This window comes from Pseudocitrobacter sp. CD920760 (assembly GCF_057782505.1).
This window is the reverse complement of sequence record NZ_CM173490.1, coordinates 75,380-93,314: the sequence shown is the minus strand read 5'-3', so window position 1 is coordinate 93,314 and position 17,935 is coordinate 75,380. Positions and strand designations below refer to the sequence as shown.

The 17,935-nt window shown below is 55.2% G+C and carries 13 protein-coding genes and 1 pseudogene; 7 read left to right on the top strand and 7 right to left on the bottom strand.

The genetic code is table 11. From position 1 onward, the window contains the following. The first annotated feature begins 90 nt into the window (after positions 1-90). The 3 genes from ppc (at position 91) to AC1MKH_RS00395 (ending at position 5,752) form a co-directional block, all read left to right on the top strand. Positions 91-2,742: a phosphoenolpyruvate carboxylase gene (gene ppc, locus AC1MKH_RS00405; RefSeq protein ID WP_276223503.1), complete on the top strand. Its 2,652-nt coding sequence runs from the start codon at positions 91-93 to the stop codon at positions 2,740-2,742. Between the two features lie 224 nt (positions 2,743-2,966). Further along, positions 2,967-4,700 carry a phosphoethanolamine transferase CptA gene (locus tag AC1MKH_RS00400; protein WP_276223505.1) on the top strand — a complete coding sequence of 578 codons (1,734 nt, stop codon included), beginning with the start codon at positions 2,967-2,969 and terminating at the stop codon, positions 4,698-4,700. Positions 4,701-4,900: 200 nt separating this feature from the next. After that, a complete protein-coding gene (locus AC1MKH_RS00395) occupies positions 4,901-5,752 on the top strand; it encodes a helix-turn-helix transcriptional regulator (RefSeq protein WP_276223507.1) in 852 nt (283 codons plus the stop codon). On the opposite strand, the gene AC1MKH_RS00390 is transcribed toward AC1MKH_RS00395, so the two are convergent. From AC1MKH_RS00390 to AC1MKH_RS00380, 3 genes are all read right to left on the bottom strand, one after another. Beyond that, complete coding sequence (locus tag AC1MKH_RS00390) at positions 5,739-6,095, bottom strand: PTS fructose-like transporter subunit IIB (RefSeq protein WP_015966486.1); 357 nt, start codon at positions 6,093-6,095, stop codon at positions 5,739-5,741. The two genes, AC1MKH_RS00395 and AC1MKH_RS00390, sit on opposite strands and share 14 nt — an antisense overlap. Before the next feature lie 64 nt (positions 6,096-6,159). After that, positions 6,160-6,480 carry a PTS fructose-like transporter subunit IIB gene (locus AC1MKH_RS00385; RefSeq protein ID WP_276223510.1) on the bottom strand — a complete coding sequence of 107 codons (321 nt, stop codon included), beginning with the start codon at positions 6,478-6,480 and terminating at the stop codon, positions 6,160-6,162. A 17-nt stretch (positions 6,481-6,497) separates the two neighbouring features. Continuing rightward, a complete protein-coding gene (locus AC1MKH_RS00380) occupies positions 6,498-7,577 on the bottom strand; it encodes a PTS fructose transporter subunit EIIC (protein ID WP_276223512.1) in 1,080 nt (359 codons plus the stop codon). Positions 7,578-7,885: 308 nt separating this feature from the next. On the opposite strand from AC1MKH_RS00380, the gene ptsP reads away from it, so the two are divergent. The 4 genes from ptsP (at position 7,886) to AC1MKH_RS00360 (ending at position 12,990) form a co-directional block, all read left to right on the top strand. Beyond that, entirely contained in the window at positions 7,886-10,387 is a 2,502-nt protein-coding gene (gene ptsP / locus AC1MKH_RS00375; RefSeq protein ID WP_276223514.1) for a phosphoenolpyruvate--protein phosphotransferase, read from the top strand. 11 nt (positions 10,388-10,398) lie between these two features. Next, positions 10,399-11,061: a fructose-6-phosphate aldolase gene (fsa, locus tag AC1MKH_RS00370; protein WP_276223516.1), complete on the top strand. Its 663-nt coding sequence runs from the start codon at positions 10,399-10,401 to the stop codon at positions 11,059-11,061. 12 nt (positions 11,062-11,073) lie between these two features. Further along, the gene (gene gldA / locus AC1MKH_RS00365; protein ID WP_276223518.1) at positions 11,074-12,177 is read left to right on the top strand and encodes a bifunctional L-1,2-propanediol dehydrogenase/glycerol dehydrogenase; all 1,104 of its coding nucleotides are present in this window, start codon (positions 11,074-11,076) and stop codon (positions 12,175-12,177) included. Positions 12,178-12,375: 198 nt separating this feature from the next. Beyond that, complete coding sequence (locus tag AC1MKH_RS00360; RefSeq protein WP_276223521.1) at positions 12,376-12,990, top strand: DUF1287 domain-containing protein; 615 nt, start codon at positions 12,376-12,378, stop codon at positions 12,988-12,990. A gap of 314 nt (positions 12,991-13,304) precedes the next feature. On the opposite strand, the gene AC1MKH_RS00355 is transcribed toward AC1MKH_RS00360, so the two are convergent. From AC1MKH_RS00355 to metF, 4 genes and pseudogenes are all read right to left on the bottom strand, one after another. Then, a complete protein-coding gene (locus AC1MKH_RS00355) occupies positions 13,305-13,574 on the bottom strand; it encodes a hypothetical protein (protein ID WP_276223523.1) in 270 nt (89 codons plus the stop codon). A gap of 15 nt (positions 13,575-13,589) precedes the next feature. Beyond that, positions 13,590-14,495, bottom strand: a complete 906-nt coding sequence (locus AC1MKH_RS00350) for a DMT family transporter (protein WP_276223525.1) — start codon at positions 14,493-14,495, stop codon at positions 13,590-13,592. Positions 14,496-14,595: 100 nt separating this feature from the next. Then, positions 14,596-16,775: pseudogene (gene katG / locus AC1MKH_RS00345) on the bottom strand (catalase/peroxidase HPI). Positions 16,776-16,939: 164 nt separating this feature from the next. Next, the gene (gene metF, locus AC1MKH_RS00340) at positions 16,940-17,830 is read right to left on the bottom strand and encodes a methylenetetrahydrofolate reductase (protein WP_149464213.1); all 891 of its coding nucleotides are present in this window, start codon (positions 17,828-17,830) and stop codon (positions 16,940-16,942) included. Positions 17,831-17,935 lie beyond the last annotated feature (105 nt).

Here is a 17,935-nt window from a genome sequence, read left to right as displayed (position 1 = left end):
TGGCTTTATAAAGGAGGTTGCTTATCCTGGCTTTGCGTTCCGAAGCCTGGGGTATAACAAAATAAAATGAGATGGGGTGTCTGGGTTAACATGAACGAACAATATTCCGCGTTGCGTAGTAATGTCAGTATGCTCGGTAAAGTGCTAGGCGATACCATCAAGGATGCGCTTGGTGAGAACATTCTTGACCGTGTAGAAACTATCCGTAAGTTGTCGAAATCCTCCCGCGCTGGCAATGAAGCCAACCGTCAGGAACTGCTGACAACGCTGCAAAACCTCTCCAATGATGAACTGCTGCCAGTGGCGCGTGCCTTCAGCCAGTTTCTGAACCTGGCGAATACCGCCGAGCAGTATCACAGCATCTCGCCAAAAGGCGAAGGCGCGAGCAACCCGGAAGTGATTGCACGTACGCTGCGTAAACTCAAAGACCAACCCAATCTCACCGAAGCCACCATTAAAAAAGCCGTCGAATCACTGTCGCTGGAGCTGGTCCTGACCGCGCACCCGACCGAAATCACGCGCCGCACGCTTATCCATAAAATGGGCGAAATCAACGGCTGCCTGAAGCAGCTGGATAACAAAGATATCGCCGATTATGAACGTCACCAGCTGATGCGCCGCCTGCGCCAGCTGATTGCTCAGTCGTGGCATACGGACGAAATTCGTAAGCACCGCCCAAGCCCGGTGGATGAAGCCAAATGGGGCTTCGCCGTGGTGGAAAACAGCCTGTGGGAAGGCGTGCCAAATTATCTCCGCGAGCTTAACGAACAGCTTGAAGAGAACCTGAACTACCGCCTGCCGGTCGATTTCGTCCCCGTTCGCTTTACTTCCTGGATGGGCGGCGACCGTGACGGCAACCCGAACGTCACCGCCGAAATCACGCGTCACGTCCTGCTGCTGAGCCGCTGGAAAGCGACCGATCTGTTCCTGAAAGATATTCAGCTGCTGATCTCCGAACTGTCGATGGTCGAGTGCACCGACGAGCTGCGTGCCCTGGTGGGCGAAGAAGGTTCGCAGGAGCCGTACCGCTATCTGCTGAAAAACATTCGCAGCCAGTTAATGGCGACCCAGTCCTGGCTGGAAGCACGCCTGAAAGGCCAGCGTCTGCCAAAACCGGCAGGCTTAATCAGCCAGAACGAACAGCTGTGGGACCCGCTTTACGCCTGCTATAAATCCCTGCAAGCCTGCGGAATGGGCATTATCGCCAACGGCGAACTGCTCGACACCCTGCGCCGCGTGAAGTGTTTCGGCGTGCCGCTGGTACGTATTGACGTCCGTCAGGAGAGCACTCGCCACACTGAAGCGCTCGGCGAGCTGACCCGCTACCTGGGCATCGGCGACTACGAAAGCTGGTCCGAAGCCGACAAACAGGCGTTCCTGATTCGTGAACTGAATTCCAAGCGCCCGCTGCTGCCGCGTAGCTGGGAGCCGAGCAACGAAACGCGCGAAGTCCTTAATACCTGTAAAGCGATTGTCGATGCGCCGGTTGGCTCGGTCGCCGCCTATGTCATCTCGATGGCGAAAACGCCGTCCGACGTACTGGCCGTGCATCTTCTGCTGAAAGAAGCGGGCATTACTTTTGCTCTGCCGGTTGCGCCGCTCTTTGAAACGCTTGATGACCTGAACAACTCGAACGATGTCATGACGCAGTTGCTGAATATCGACTGGTATCGCGGCTTTATTCAGGGCAAACAGATGGTGATGATTGGCTATTCCGACTCCGCGAAAGATGCGGGCGTGATGGCCGCCTCCTGGGCGCAGTACCAGGCACAGGACGCGCTGATCAAAACCTGCGAAAAAGCCGGTATCGAACTGACTCTGTTCCACGGTCGTGGCGGCTCCATTGGCCGTGGCGGCGCGCCAGCCCATGCGGCACTGCTTTCTCAACCGCCGGGAAGCCTGAAAGGCGGCCTGCGCGTGACCGAACAGGGCGAGATGATTCGCTTCAAATACGGCCTGCCGGAAGTCACCGTCAGCAGCCTGTCGCTGTATACCAGTGCGATTCTGGAAGCGAACCTGTTACCGCCGCCGGAGCCGAAAGAAGAGTGGCGCGGCATTATGGACGAGCTGTCCGATATCTCCTGCGAGATGTATCGCGGCTACGTGCGTGAAAACAAAGATTTCGTGCCTTACTTCCGCTCCGCGACGCCGGAACAGGAGCTGGGCAAACTGCCGCTCGGTTCGCGCCCGGCAAAACGTCGCCCGACCGGCGGTGTGGAATCCCTGCGCGCCATTCCGTGGATCTTCGCCTGGACGCAGAACCGCCTGATGCTTCCCGCCTGGCTGGGCGCGGGTGCAGCGCTGCAAAAAGTGGTGGAAGATGGCAAACAGAGCCAGCTCGAAGCCATGTGCCGCGACTGGCCGTTCTTCTCCACGCGTCTGGGGATGCTGGAAATGGTATTCGCCAAAGCGGACCTGTGGCTGGCGGAATATTACGATCAGCGCCTGGTGAAAAAAGAGCTGTGGGGTCTGGGTGAAGAACTTCGCACCTTGCTGGAAGCCGATATCAAAGTGGTACTGGCAATCGCCAATGACGCACATCTTATGGCCGACCTGCCGTGGATTGCCGAGTCAATCCAGCTGCGTAACATCTATACCGACCCGCTGAACGTACTCCAGGCCGAACTGCTGCACCGTTCTCGTCTGGCGGAAGAAGAAGGCAAAGAGCCGGATCCTAACGTTGAACAGGCGCTAATGGTCACCATCGCAGGCGTTGCGGCAGGTATGCGTAACACCGGCTAATCAATTTAAGTTAAGTCTCAATGAAATAAGTGCGCTGGCTCACACCGAGTTAAGCGCATTTATTTTTTTGATTTCGCCGCAAAACCTTTTCATATTTGCTCTGTCTATCAATGTGCTCGACGTGATTTTTTACTGCTGCAACAATAACGGCTGGAGTGCACCTTAAGGTTCACTTAATAAAATATTGTTACGGTTGGCGCCACGAATTCTGACAGGCTTAATTTATGCTCTCCACTACTACCCCGGCTGAAACTAAGTTTAGCTGGAAGGCCCTTGGTTGGGCGCTGCTCTACTTTTGGTTTTTCTCAACCCTGCTACAGGCCATTATTCTTTTAACGGGCTATAGCGGTACGAACGGATTTCGTGACTCTCTCTTATTCAGCTCGCTGTGGCTGATCCCCATTTTTCTGTTCCCGAGTAAAACGCGCATTATTGCTGCCGTTATTGGGATAGTGCTGTGGGCCGCCTCGCTGGCGACGCTGTGCTACTTCGTTATCTATGGGCAAGAATTCTCGCAAAGCGTGCTGTTCATTATGTTCGAATCGAACGCTAATGAAGCCAGCGAATACATGAGCCAGTATTTCAGCCTGAAGATTGTGCTGACGGCGGTGGCGTATACCGCGGTGGCGATTTTCCTGTGGTCGAGACTGAAGCCTGTCTATATCCCACACCTCAGCCGCTGGCTGGTTTCTTTTGCGCTACTGTATGGGTTAATTCTTAATCCTATCGTGGCTGGAAGCGTTGTCGGTGATAAACCGCTGGAAAAAACGCTGAACGGTATGGCCTCCCGTATGGAGCCCGCCGCACCGTGGCAGTTTATTACCGGCTACTATCAATATCGCCAGCAATTAACCAGCCTGAACAAGCTGTTAAGCGCGAACAACGCATTACCGCCACTGGCGAATTTAAAAGACAGCTCCGGCGATGCGCCGCGCACGCTGGTGCTGGTGATTGGGGAATCGACCCAACGTGGCCGTATGAGCCTGTATGGCTACCCGCGTGAAACCACGCCGGAACTGGATGCCCTGCATAAGAGCGATAAGAACCTGACCGTCTTCAACGACGTCGTGACGTCTCGCCCTTATACCATCGAAATCCTGCAACAGGCGCTGACCTTTGCGAACGAGAAAAATCCGGACCTCTATCTGACCAAACCGTCATTGATGAACATGATGAAACAGGCCGGGTACAAAACGTTCTGGATAACTAACCAGCAGACGATGACCGAACGTAACACCATGCTGACGGTGTTCTCGAAGCAAACGGACAAACAGTTCTATATGAACCAGCAGCGTACGCAGAGCGCGCGCGAATACGACACCAACGTGCTGGACCCTTTTAAAGAAGTGATGGCTGACCCGGCGCCGAAGAAATTGATCATCGTTCACCTGCTGGGTACGCATATCAAGTATGAGTATCGCTACCCGGAGAAATGGGGCAAGTTTGACGGCAAAACCGACAATCTGCCTGCCGGTTTATCGCAGGAACAGCAGGACGAATACAACGCCTACGATAACGCGAACCTGTACAACGACCACGTTGTCGCCAGCCTGATCAACGAGTACAAAGCAACGGACCCGAACGGATTCCTGCTCTACTTCTCCGATCATGGTGAAGAGGTTTACGACACGCCGCCGCATAACATTCAGGGGCGCAACGAACTGGCACCGACGCGTCACATGTATACCGTACCGTTTATGCTGTGGACGTCTGAAAAATGGCAGGCTGCGCATCCGCGTGATTTCTCGCAGGACGTTAACCGCAAGTACAGCAGCTCGGAGCTGATCCATACCTGGTCCGACTTAGCAGGGCTGAGTTATGACGGTTATGACGCGACGCGTTCCATCACCAGCCCGCAGTTCACGCCTATGACGCGCTGGATTGGCAACCCGTACAAGAAAAACGGCTTAAAAGATTACGATTCACTGCCTTACGGAGAACTCCAGGGTAATCAGTAAGAATTGCCTGATGTGCTCCGCTTATCAGGCCTACAGGTTTTCTGCAATTTATTGAATGTAGGCCGGATAAGGCGTTTACGCCGTATCCGGCAAAACAAAGCGCACGTTGTCTGCAATCTTTGAGGCCACTTCATTCAGGAGTGGCCTTTTTTTTCGCATCCCGTTAATGTTGCGAGCAATGCAACAGAGAAGGGATCGCTATGCATCACGACATCACGCAACTGCTCACCCGGCTAATCAATACGCCGTCTGAACTGCAAAAAATTCACTTTGCCAGCACCACCAGCCCGGCGCCTGAACTGGCGTATCAGGTCGATTTCCCACGTCTGGAAATTGTGCTGGAGGGCGAGTTTAGCGATGCAGGAGCGGCCACGCGCATGCAGCATCATGATGTCCTGTTTGTACCCGCAGGCGGCTGGAACTTCCCGCAATGGCAAACGCCGGTAACCACCCTCAGCATTCTGTTCGGTAAGCAGCAGCTCGGCTTTAGCCTGGTGCACTGGGACGGCAGCCATTCGCACAGTCTCAATCGCCAGCACGTTGCCCGGCGTGGGCCACGTATCGGTTCGTTTCTGCTGCAAACGCTGCATGAAATGCAGATGCAGCCGCAGGAACAACACACCGCGCGGTTGATTGTCGCCAGCCTGTTGAGCCACTGCTGCGACCTGCTGGGCAGCCAAATCCAAACTGCTTCGCGCAGTCAGGCACTTTTCGACGCCATTCGTGACTATATCGACGAACATTACGCCTCGCCGCTCACTCGTGAATCGGTGGCTCAGGCGTTTTATATCTCGCCCAACTATCTTTCACACCTGTTTCAGAAAACCGGTGCGGTGGGGTTTAACGAATATCTGAATCATACGCGGCTGGAACACGCCAGAATGCTGCTGAAGGGTTACGACCTGAAGGTAAAAGAGATTGCGCACGCCTGCGGCTTTGTCGACAGTAACTACTTCTGCCGCTTGTTTCGCAAAAATACCGAACGCTCGCCGTCAGAATACCGTCGCCAGTACCACAGTCAGCTCACGGAAAAGAAAACTACGTCAGAATAATGTGCGTGTGCTGCGGCGCGGAGATAAGCTTACGCACTGCGCTCATCGCTTTCTGCGGCTCGCGCAGAAACGCATAAATACCGGACTGCACATAGCGACATTGAGTAAAACGTTCTGCCCCGCTCAGCTCGATATCGGTGATCAACAGCACCGCATCAGCGCGCTGAATATCCTCTGCGGTAAGCGCATTTTCAATCCCCAGCGCGCCCTGGGTTTCGATCTTGATGCTCCATTTTTCCTGCTGGCACAGTTTTTCCAGGCGTTCAGCGGCCATATAGGTATGCGCCACACCGCTCACGCAGGCGGTGACTGCGACTAATCGTCTACCGGGGGATACCGTCATCGTCTTCTCCTGCTTCGGGTTTCATGCATGCTGGCGGGTCTCCCCGCCAGCCCGGTATTCGCGCTTACGCCGTTTGTGCGAGATGCGCTTCAATTTTGCCCATAATCGCGTCGGCGCGTTTTACGGCATCGCTGATATTAACCCGCACGATAGTTTTCCCGGCAAAACGCTCTTCAAACTTGATACCGATATCTTTGGTCAGAATCACGATATCCGCCGCCGCAACATCGCTTGCCGTCAGTTCATTTTCGAGGCCAATGGAACCCTGCGTTTCAACCTTCACGTCCCAGCCCTTGGCTTTTGCCGCGCTTTCCAGCGCTTCCGCCGCCATATAAGTATGTGCGACGCCAGACGGACAAGCGGTTACCGCGATAATCATGGTCATAATAGTTACCTCTTCAATCAGTTAATTTCGAAATCCAGATCCAGGTCGTCTTCTTTTTCCGCGACCGGTTTCGCATTTTTACGTGCCAGACTTTTCAGGAGATTCACGCACACCGCCGTCACGACCGCGCCAACGGCAATCGCCACGATGTAGCCGAGCTTGCCTTCCACCACCGGCAGAACAATCAGCCCGCCCCACCCGGCGTAGCACTGTGCGCCCATCAGCGCTGCCGTCACTGCACCACAAACGGAGCCGATCATAATGGACGGGATCACGCGCAGCGGGTCAGCGGCCGCAAAAGGAATCGCCCCTTCCGTCACGCCCACGCAGCCCATCACCAGCGCCGCTTTGCCCGCTTCGCGCTCTTCGCTACTGAAGTTTTTACGATTAATCAGCGTCGCGAGGCCCAGCCCCAGCGGTGGTACGCATATCCCGACGGCGGCAATCGCCACTACCGTATACACGCCCTGCGATACGCAGATCAGCATGAACGCGTAGGCCACTTTGTTCACCGGGCCACCCATATCAAACGCCAGCATCAGCGCCATAATGACCGCCAGTACGACGATGCTGCCCTGCTGCATACCTTGCAACCATTGGGTCAAACTGGCCGTCAATGCGCCGACCGGTTCACCCAGCCCCCACATCATGATGCCTGCGGTGATCAGCGTACCGATAATCGGGATCACGAAGATCGGCATCACCGAGCGCAGCACTTTATGCACCGGGATCTTTTTCAGGTAATAGACCACAATCCCGCCGATAATCCCGGCGATTAACGCGCCGAAGAAGCCTGCGCCAAAGCTGTTGCCCACCCACGCGCCAATCGCACACGGTGCCAGCGCTGAACGTTCGGCGATGGAGTAACCGATGTACGCCGCCAGAAACGGCACCATTAACGTCAGGCCGGCCACGCCAATATCAAACAGCTTTTTGAGGTTTGGATCGGTGGCGGCATCCGGCACCGCGCCCTTGCCGTATAACATGACGGAAACCGCCAGCAGGATCCCACCCGCCACCACAAACGGGATCATGTGCGACACACCGGTCATTAAATGCTGACGGGTGTTTTTTAGAATCTGCACCAACTCTTTCATCAGTTGCTCCCGGGCGTTACGCGCCCATATCCATAACGAGGTTGTGGAAACGATAGGCAATTGACGAAGTGACAGACAGTGGATAAAAGGGGCATTTACTGGATATTTGTGATCGCATCAGAAAAATGCGATCGGTCTCAAAAGTTCTGGTGCCATCTCTATAGCCCACCAGATGGGAACTTGTGAAGGATCTCTCACTTTACGCCGGATATTACATTTATCCAGTTTTTGACAGATTTGTCAGATAGCGGGGCCGCGCTCAACCCTCCATCCTGTTCCCTATATCGAATGATTTGGGAGATGAAGTGATGGCTCAGGTTGTAGAGTTTGTCTGTGAATTACCTAATGGCGTCCATGCACGCCCCGCCAGCCACGTCGAAACGCAGTGCAATAAATTTACCAGCACCATTGAATGGCACAACCTGCGCACCGACCGTAAAGGTAACGCCAAAAGCGCGCTGGCGCTGATCGGCACCGATACCCTGGTGAACGATGCCTGCCAGTTGCTGATTACCGGCGAGGATGAACAGGCCGCCTGGCAGCATCTCTCCCGCTGGATAAGCGAAGAATTTCCTCTGTGCGACGCGCCGCTGGCGCAGGCAGCCACGGTTGAACAAGCGCCGCTGCCGGAATCGCTCACCCATCTCAATCCAACGCTGTTTCGCGCGCAGCCCGTCTGTAGCGGTAGCGCAGGTGGCGTTTTAACGCGTCTTGCCTCGCTCGATTTAAATCGTCTGGGCGATTTGCCTGCCTCACGCAGCGTGGAAGAGGAGCAACAGGCGCTGGACAGCGGCCTGGCACGGCTGACAAAAATGCTGGAACTGCATCTGCTGGACAGCGACACCACTGCCAGCGCGATTCTGGAAGCCCATCGTTCGCTCGCCACCGACACCTCCCTGCGCCAGCATCTGCTGGCTGGAGTGAACGATGGCCTGAGCTGTGCCGAAGCGATTGTTCGCAGCGCCAACCATTTCTGCGATGAGTTCGCCCGCTCCAGCAGCAGCTATTTACAGGAACGTGCGCTGGACGTGCGTGACGTCGGCTATCAACTGTTACAGCAAATTTATGGTGAACAACGTTTCCCGGCCCCCGGAAAACTGACGCAGCCGACCATTTGCATGGCGGAAGAACTCACCCCAAGCCAGTTTCTCGAACTGGACAAAACCCTGCTCAAAGGTTTGCTGCTGCAAAGCGGCGGCACCACCTCACACACGGTGATTCTGGCGCGTTCTTTTAATATCCCAACGCTGGTCGGCGTGGATATTGACGCCCTCAACGCCTGGCAGGGGCAGCACATTTATCTCGACGGCAACGCGGGTGCGGTAGTCGTTGCGCCAGATGCCGCCGTGACGCGCTATTACCAGCAGGAAGCGTGGCTACAGGAACAACTGCGCCAGCAGCAGAGCGTCTGGCTGAACCAGGAAGCGCGAACCGCCGATGGTTTACGCATTGAAGTGGCCGCTAACATCGCCCATTCGGTAGAAGCGCAGGCCGCCTTCGGCAACGGCGCGGAAGGCGTCGGTCTGTTCCGCACCGAAATGCTCTATATGGACCGCGCCTGCGCACCGGGCGAGGACGAGCTGTATAACATTTTCTGCCAGGCGCTGAGTTCCGCCAATGGCCGCAGCATTATCGTGCGCACAATGGATATTGGCGGCGATAAGCCGGTGGATTACCTCAATATTCCGGCAGAAAACAACCCGTTCCTCGGCTATCGCGCGGTGCGTATTTATGAAGAGTATGCGGCGCTGTTCACCACCCAGTTGCGTTCGATCCTGCGCGCCTCGGCGCACGGCAAGCTGAAAATCATGATCCCGATGATCTCCTCGATGGAAGAGATCTTATGGGTCAAAGAGAAGCTGGCGGAAGCCAAACAACAACTGCGTAATGAACATATTCCGTTCGATGAGCGTATTCCGCTGGGCATTATGCTGGAAGTGCCCTCGGTGATGTTCATCATCGATCAGTGCTGCGAAGAGATCGACTTCTTCAGCATCGGCAGCAACGATTTAACCCAGTATCTGCTGGCGGTAGACCGCGATAACGCCAAAGTTACCCGTCATTACAACAGCCTGAACCCGGCGTTCCTGCGCGCACTCGATTACGCGGTACAGGCGGTGCATCGCCAGGGGAAATGGATTGGCCTGTGCGGCGAACTGGGCGCAAAAGGTTCCGTGCTGCCGCTGCTGGTTGGCCTGGGGCTGGACGAACTGAGCATGAGCGCACCGTCGATTCCGGCGACCAAATCGCGCCTCGCACAGCTCGACAGCCGTGCCTGCCGCCAGTTGCTGAATCAGGCGATGGCCTGCCGCACCTCGCTGGAAGTGGAGCATCTGCTGGCGCAGTTCCGCATGAGCCAGCAGGACGCGCCGCTGATCGCCACCTCCTGTATCTCGCTGGATAACGACTGGCAGAGCAAAGAAGAAGTGATCAAAGGCATGACCGATAACCTGCTGCTGGCCGGGCGCTGCCGTTACCCGCGCAAGCTGGAAGCCGACCTCTGGGCGCGCGAAGCGGTGTTTTCGACCGGGCTGGGCTTCAGCTTCGCCATTCCGCACAGCAAATCAGAACATATTGAGCAATCGACCATTAGCGTCGCGCGCCTGAACGCACCGGTACGTTGGGGCGATGAAGACGCACAGTTCATCATTATGCTGACGCTCAACAAACACGCCGCGGGCGACCAGCACATGCGGATTTTCTCCCGCCTGGCGCGCCGCATTATGCATGAAGAATTCCGTAACGCGCTGGTGAACGCGGCATCTGCCGACGCCATCGCCAGCCTGCTGCAACACGAACTGGAACTGTAAGAGGACGAATCATGGAACTGTATCTGGATACCGCAAATGTCGTGGAAGTTGAACGTCTGGCGCGCATTTTCCCGCTGGCGGGTGTGACCACCAATCCCAGCATTGTCGCCGCCAGCAAACAATCCATCTGGGATGTGCTGCCACGCCTGCAAAAAGCCGTCGGCCCGGAAGGCATTCTGTTCGCCCAGACCATGAGCCGTGATGCGGCGGGTATGGTGGCGGAAGCGAAACGCCTGAGCAACGCCGTTCCCGGCATTGTGGTGAAAATCCCGGTCACTGCTGAAGGTCTCGCGGCTATCAAGTTGCTGAAAAAAGAAGGCATTCCAACACTCGGCACCGCCGTATACAGCGCATCGCAAGGGTTACTGGCGGCGCTGGCAGGCGCCAAATATGTTGCGCCCTATGTTAACCGCGTCGATGCCCAGGGTGGCGACGGCATTGGCATGGTGCAGGAACTGCAAACGTTGCTGGAACGGCATGCCCCCAACAGCACAGTACTGGCAGCGAGCTTTAAAACACCTCGTCAGGCGCTGGATTGCTTACTCGTTGGATGTGAAGCAATTACCCTTCCTTTAGATGTAGCGCAACAAATGATCAACACCCCTGCGGTAGAGTCGGCAATAGAGAAGTTTGAGCAGGACTGGAATAACGCATTTGGTCATATCAACCTGTGAGGGAAATAGAGTATGGATCGCATTATTCAATCACCTGGTAAATACATCCAGGGCGCCGATGTCATCACCCGTCTGGGCGACTACCTGAAACCAATGGCGGAACGCTGGCTGGTTGTCGGTGACAAATTTGTCTTAGGCTTCGCTCAGGCCGCGCTGGAAAAGAGTTTCCGTGATGCGGGCCTGGCGCTGGAAATCGCTCCGTTTGGCGGCGAATGTTCACAAAACGAAATCGATCGCTTACGCGGCGTAGCCGAAAAAGCGCAGTGTGGCGCCGTGCTGGGCATCGGCGGCGGCAAAACGCTCGATACCGCCAAAGCGCTGGCGCACTTTATGTCGCTTCCGGTCGCCATCGCGCCGACCATCGCATCTACCGATGCGCCGTGCAGTGCGCTGTCTGTCATCTACACCGATGACGGTGAATTCGACCGTTACCTGATGCTGCCGCACAACCCGAACGTGGTCATTGTCGATACCAAAATCGTCGCGGGCGCACCGGCTCGTCTGCTGGCCGCCGGTATCGGCGATGCGCTGGCCACCTGGTTTGAAGCCCGCGCCTGTTCGCGCAGCGGTGCCACCACCATGGCAGGCGGTAAATGCACTCAGGCCGCGCTGGCGGTGGCTGAACTATGCTACAACGTGCTGATTGAAGAAGGCGAGAAAGCGATGCTGGCGGCAGAGCAACACGTTGTTACCCCGGCGCTGGATCGCGTGATTGAAGCCAACACCTACCTGAGCGGCGTCGGCTTTGAAAGCGGCGGCCTGGCGGCTGCGCACGCTATCCACAACGGTCTGACGGCCATTCCGGATGCACATCATTATTATCACGGCGAGAAAGTGGCGTTCGGTACGCTGACGCAACTGGTCTTCGAGAACGCGCCGGTAGAAGAGATTGAAACCGTCGCCGCCCTGTGCCACTCCGTCGGACTGCCGATAACCCTCGCGCAACTGGATATCAAAGAGGATATCCCGGCGAAAATGCGTAAGGTTGCTGAAGCGTCCTGCGCGGAAGGCGAAACTATCCACAATATGCCTGGCGGCGCCGACCCGGACCGCGTTTACGCCGCGCTGCTGGTTGCCGACCAGTACGGTCAGCGTTTTCTGCATGAGTGGGAATAACGGCTGGTAAGGCCTGATTGACCGTTGTTCGTCGGGTGGCGCTACGCTTACCCGACCTACAAACATCTGACTATAGGCCCGGTAAGCGCAGCGCCACCGGGCGATTCTTTGCGCATGTCCTGAAACGAACCTTTTCTGTCACGCACCATTTCTTCTTCTGAAGGTCAAATCGCCAGACACATTTCACGGACGATGCGAATGAAACTCCTGCTGGCGTTTATCACTCTTTTTGCCGCTATTTTTATTCACCATTCGCCACCTCTTGATACCAAACCCATCACTGTACAGGCGCAAACTAATGCCGCTATCGCTCAGGGCGCAGCACAACAAGTTGGCAAAACGCTGTATTACGACGCGGCCTATGTTCGGCTGACATACCCCAACGGCGATATCCCGCTAGAACGCGGCGTCTGCGCCGACGTAGTGATACGCGCGTTACGTACTCAACAGGTTAATTTGCAGAAATTATTGCATGAAGACATGCTGGCGGATTTTGCGGCCTATCCGCAAAACTGGAAGCTGAAACGCCCGGACAGCAACATCGACCATCGCCGCGTACCCAATCTGGAAACCTGGTTTCAGCGCCACGATAAAGCCTTACCTGTTAGCGATAAATACAGCGACTATCAGCCGGGCGACGTTGTCTCGTGGCGATTGAGTAACGGCCTCGCACATATTGGCGTGGTTTCTCTGAACCACGCATACGACGGCACACCGCTGGTTGTGCATAACATCGGCGCGGGCGCGCAGGAAGAGAATGTGTTATTTAGCTGGCGGATTGTGGGGCATTATCGGTATTACATGCATCAATGATACTCTCTATTTAATGCGGATGTGATTTGAATAATTTACGCATAATTCTTCCGCGCAATGAATAAAACACAACATCGAGAACGATAAATAGAATGAACGCGACCACCAATGCGGAAGCATTGTGAATGGGTCCATATAAAACAAACAAATACGCAATAAATACGGCTAACAATCCCAACGCAACACCCAAAGAAAGATCGATAATAGTTCTAAAGAATTTCATAGCAGCCCACACATAATATGCATTAATATAATAATATTTTCACAACGAATAGTCACCATGAATGAATCTCCATTTCAAATCGATAATAAAATTATCTTTCAGCAATGTACCGCAGCAAAGTGGCCACTTTTTTTAAGTCTTGCCTGACCGTGAAACCACCTTCAAGTGCATTGGCAATCATCAAATAATCTTCCGACAACTGCCCGATGGTAAAGTTAGCAGGCGGTTCATATACGTTGTGTACGGACTCAGCCGGAATATCCCAGTAATAATCGGCATCCAGCATTATCGCGCCATTTTGCTTTACTTCACGTAGGGCTTTTATCACGACAGCTTCAAGTAAATCGAGATCTAACTCCATTTTCCGCCTCCCCCATCATTCTTTTTTGATGACAGTCACATCACGCTTCTTCCTGCTCACCACCGCCAGCGCCAGGATAATTAGCACTATCCCCGCACCTTCGACCGGGCCTGGATTCTCGCCAAGCAGCCACCAGGAAAACAGTACGCCGCAAACGGGAACAGCCAGGGTGCTCAGGCTGGCGATACTGGCAGGCAAGTTTTTCAGCACAAACAGCCACAGGCTCCAGGCGAGCGCGGTCGCCAGTATTGCGCTATAGGCCAGCGCCCAGAAAACGATAGGCTGCCAGTCGATTTCGGGTTGCGGCACCAGCCAGGCCACAAGGCTCATCACCAGCGCGGCATACAACATTTGCCAGGCGGTCAACGACAGCAGATCAATCCCCGGATGACGGGTATACATCCGCTTGGCGACGATAGCGCTCGCTCCCCAGCTTACGCCGGAAAGAATCGCCAGCAACGCGCTTTTCATGGCACCAAAATCAAGCTGCCACGGCTGCATCACCAGCACCAGGCCTATCGCGGCAATGCCGATGGCGGCATATTGCAGGCGTCGCAAACGCTCGCCCAGCAACAGCGCAGCGAGGATCACCACCCAGAACGGCATGGTATAGGTGAGGATGGCGACCTTCCCCGCGCCGCCGCTCACCAGCGCCCATTGAGCGAGGCCGATCATGCCGCAGGTCTGAAGTAAGGCGATAGCGAAGGTAAATTTAAACGGCGTCGGGCGCAGGCCGCGACCACGTACCAGCAAGACAAGGAATAAAACGAGGGTGCCGAAAATACAGCGCAAAGCAGTGAAGTCGAACGCGCCAACGTAGCCCGTGACCTGCTTCATGAAAATCCAGCTGTAACTCCAGATGAGGGTCAGTACGATGAGGCCACTAATGGCCAGGGGGTTGCTCTTTCCTGAGGCAGACATGATGAATCCCGTAGAGTGACGTTTTCTACGTGCACTATACGCCTCAAAAAAAACGTCAGCGACTGCTGCAAAGCAATCGCTGACGGATTAAGTGCTGAGATTATTGCAGGTCGAAACGGTCCAGTTCCATCACTTTCACCCATGCTGCCACGAAGTCTTTAACAAACTTCACGTGAGCATCGCTGCTGGCGTACACTTCGGCCAGCGCGCGCAGTACCGCGTGAGAGCCAAATACCAGATCCGCGCGGGTGGCGGTGTATTTCACTTCGCCGTTCAGACGGTCGCGGCCCTCGAACAGCTCGCTGGTGTCGTCGGTGGCTTTCCATTCGGTGCGCATATCCAGCAGATTTGCGAAGAAATCATTGCTGAGCACGCCCGACGGTCAGTAAAGACGCCATGCTTGCTGCCGTCGAAGTTCGCGCCCAGAACGCGCATACCGCCCACCAGCACCGTCAGTTCCGGCGCGGTCAGGGTCAGCTGCTGAGCTTTGTCGATCAGCAGAGATTCAGTGGTTGCCGCGCCCGGTTCGCCGCGATAGTTACGGAAACCATCGGCGATCGGTTTGAGCAGCTCGAACATCTCGATGTCGGTCTGATCCTGACGCGCATCTACACGGCCCGGCGTGAACGGAACATGAATGCTGACGCCCGCAGCGCTCGCTGCTTTCTCAACACCCACAACGCCTGCCAGGACGATGATATCCGCCAGTGACGCCTTGCCGGATGCACGCTGGATTTTCTCCAGTGCAGGCAGCACGCGAGCTGCAGTCGCGTTCACCGCCCAGCCACGCTGCGGATTCAGCGCCAGACGAGCACCGTTGGCACCACCGCGTTTATCACCACCACGGAAGGTAGACGCGGAGGCCCACGCAACGGAAACCAGTTCACTCACCGAGAGACCAGAAGCAGCGATTTCTGCTTTCAGGCTCAGAATGTCTTCTTCCGTCGGATGGTAAGTCGGCTGCGGCAGCGGGTCCTGCCAGATCAGGTCTTCTTTCGGTACTTCCGGCCCGATATAGCGCGCTTTCGGCCCCATATCACGGTGGGTCAGTTTGTACCATGCACGGGCGAATGCTTCGTTAAACGCCTGCGGATCGTTCAGGAAACGACGGCAGATTTTTTCGAAGTCCGGATCAAAACGCAGCGTCAGGTCGGTGACCAGCATGGTCGGCTTACGTTTTTTCGACGGGTCGAACGGGTCAGGTATAATTTCAGGCGCATCAACGGCTTCGAACTGAATTGCGCCAGCCGGGCTGCGCGTCTGAACCCACTCGTATTTGAACAGGTTCTCGAAGAAGTAGTTGCTCCACTGGGTTGGTGTCTGCGTCCACACCACTTCAAGACCTGAGGTAATCGCATCTTTACCAACGCCAGTGCCGAAATCGCTCTTCCAGCCGAGGCCCTGGTTTTCAATCGGTGCGGCTTCCGGGTCCGGGCCAACGTGGGTTGCCGGGCCAGCGCCGTGGGTTTTACCAAGAGTGTGACCACCGGCAATCAGCGCCACGGTCTCTTCGTCGTCCATCCCCATGTTGCCAAAGGTCGCACGAATTGCCGCCGCCGCAGAAAGCGGTTCACCGCTGGCGTTCGGGCCTTCCGGGTTCACGTAGATCAAGCCCATTTCAGTGGCCGCTAACGGACGTTTCGCCAGCTCTTCCGGGTCACGGTGAGCCAGCCAGGCTTTTTCGTCACCCCAGTTTACGTCGAGGTCCGGTTCCCAGACGTCTTCACGACCGGCACCAAAACCGAAAGTACGGAAGCCGGAGTTTTCCAGCGCCACGTTGCCCGCAAGGATGAACAGGTCAGCCCAGGAAATTTTCTGGCCATATTTCTGCTTGATTGGCCACAACAGGCGACGCGCTTTATCGAGGCTTACGTTATCTGGCCAGGAGTTCAGCGGCGCAAAACGTTGCTGACCACGGCCCGCACCGCCACGTCCGTCAATAGAACGATAGGTACCTGCGCCATGCCACGCCATGCGGATAAACAAACCGGCATAGCTACCCCAGTCGGCAGGCCACCACGGCTGCGATTCACTCAGCAGCGCGCGCAGGTCACCTTTCAGCGCAGAATAATCCAGTTTGCTGAATTCTTTGCGGTAATCGAAGTCTTCCCCAAGCGGGTTAGAACGGTTGGAATGTTGATTCAGAAGGTCCACGCGAAGTTGTTTTGGCCACCAGTCTTTACTGGTCGTCCCTGCACCAGCGCTCTGATCGTGACCGCCCTGATGGAAAGGGCACTTACCTGCGGACGTTTTGTTCTCGATATCGTCTGACGTACTCATCAATATGCTCCCTCTACAATGTTACCGTTACGATATACAGCATCAGAGATAAGTTATAATTGAAATAATCCACAGATTCGATAGTTGGAAACTTTTATATTTTTGGTTGCAGGGATGTAGATCAAAGTAGATGTAAAAAAGCCCTCATGCGAGGGCTTTTTCGACTATAAGGTAGGTCTGACACCCAGCGTATGGCAAATGGCGTAGCTCATCTCAGCGCGGTTAAGTGTATAAAAATGAAAATCTTTTACCCCTTCCCGACTTAAAATCTTTACCATGTCCATGGCGATGGATGCGCCCACCAGCTTGCGCGTCTCCGCGTCATCGTCCAGCCCTTCAAACATTGTAGACATCCAGTGCGGGATACGCACATTGGTCATGTCGGCAAATTTCTTCGCCTGTTTAAAGTTAGAGACCGGCAGGATGCCCGGAATAATTTCAACATCGATACCCGCAGAAACGCAGCGGTCACGAAAACGCAGGTAGCTTTCCACGTCGAAGAAGAATTGGGTGATCGCACGATTGGCCCCGGCATCGACTTTACGTTTCAGGTTGAGCAGATCCGCCTGCGCGCTTTTCGCCTCCGGATGCACTTCCGGATAAGCGGCAACGGAGATATCAAAATCGCCCACTTCTTTCAGCAAGCCAACCAGGTCCGCCGCATACATATCCGGCTTGCCGCTGCCTGGCGGCAGGTCACCGCGCAGGGCGACGATATGGCGAATGCCGTTGTTCCAGTAGTCCTGGGCGATGGCGCGCAGTTCATCACGGCTGGCATCAATGCAGGTCAGGTGCGGCGCGGCCTCAAGGCCGGTACGATCTTTGATGCCTTTAATGATGCTGTGCGTGCGGTCACGCTCGCCGGAGTTTGCGCCATAGGTGACGGAAACGAATTTTGGCTTGAGGCTGCTCAGACGATCGATAGAGTTCCACAAGGTTTGCTCCATTTCACTGGTGCGCGGCGGGAAAAATTCGAACGAAACGTTAATATGCCCCTGGACTTCTGCCAGACTCTGATTCAGGGCTTCCCGCTGGTTGGCGTGAAAAAAGCTCATACCTTACCTCATCAATCGCGTGTCATTATTTGTTGTGTTGTGAACTGCTATACGTTTAGACGTCTAGATGTAAAGATGAAGGAAAAATGGGGGAAGGTCAATAGA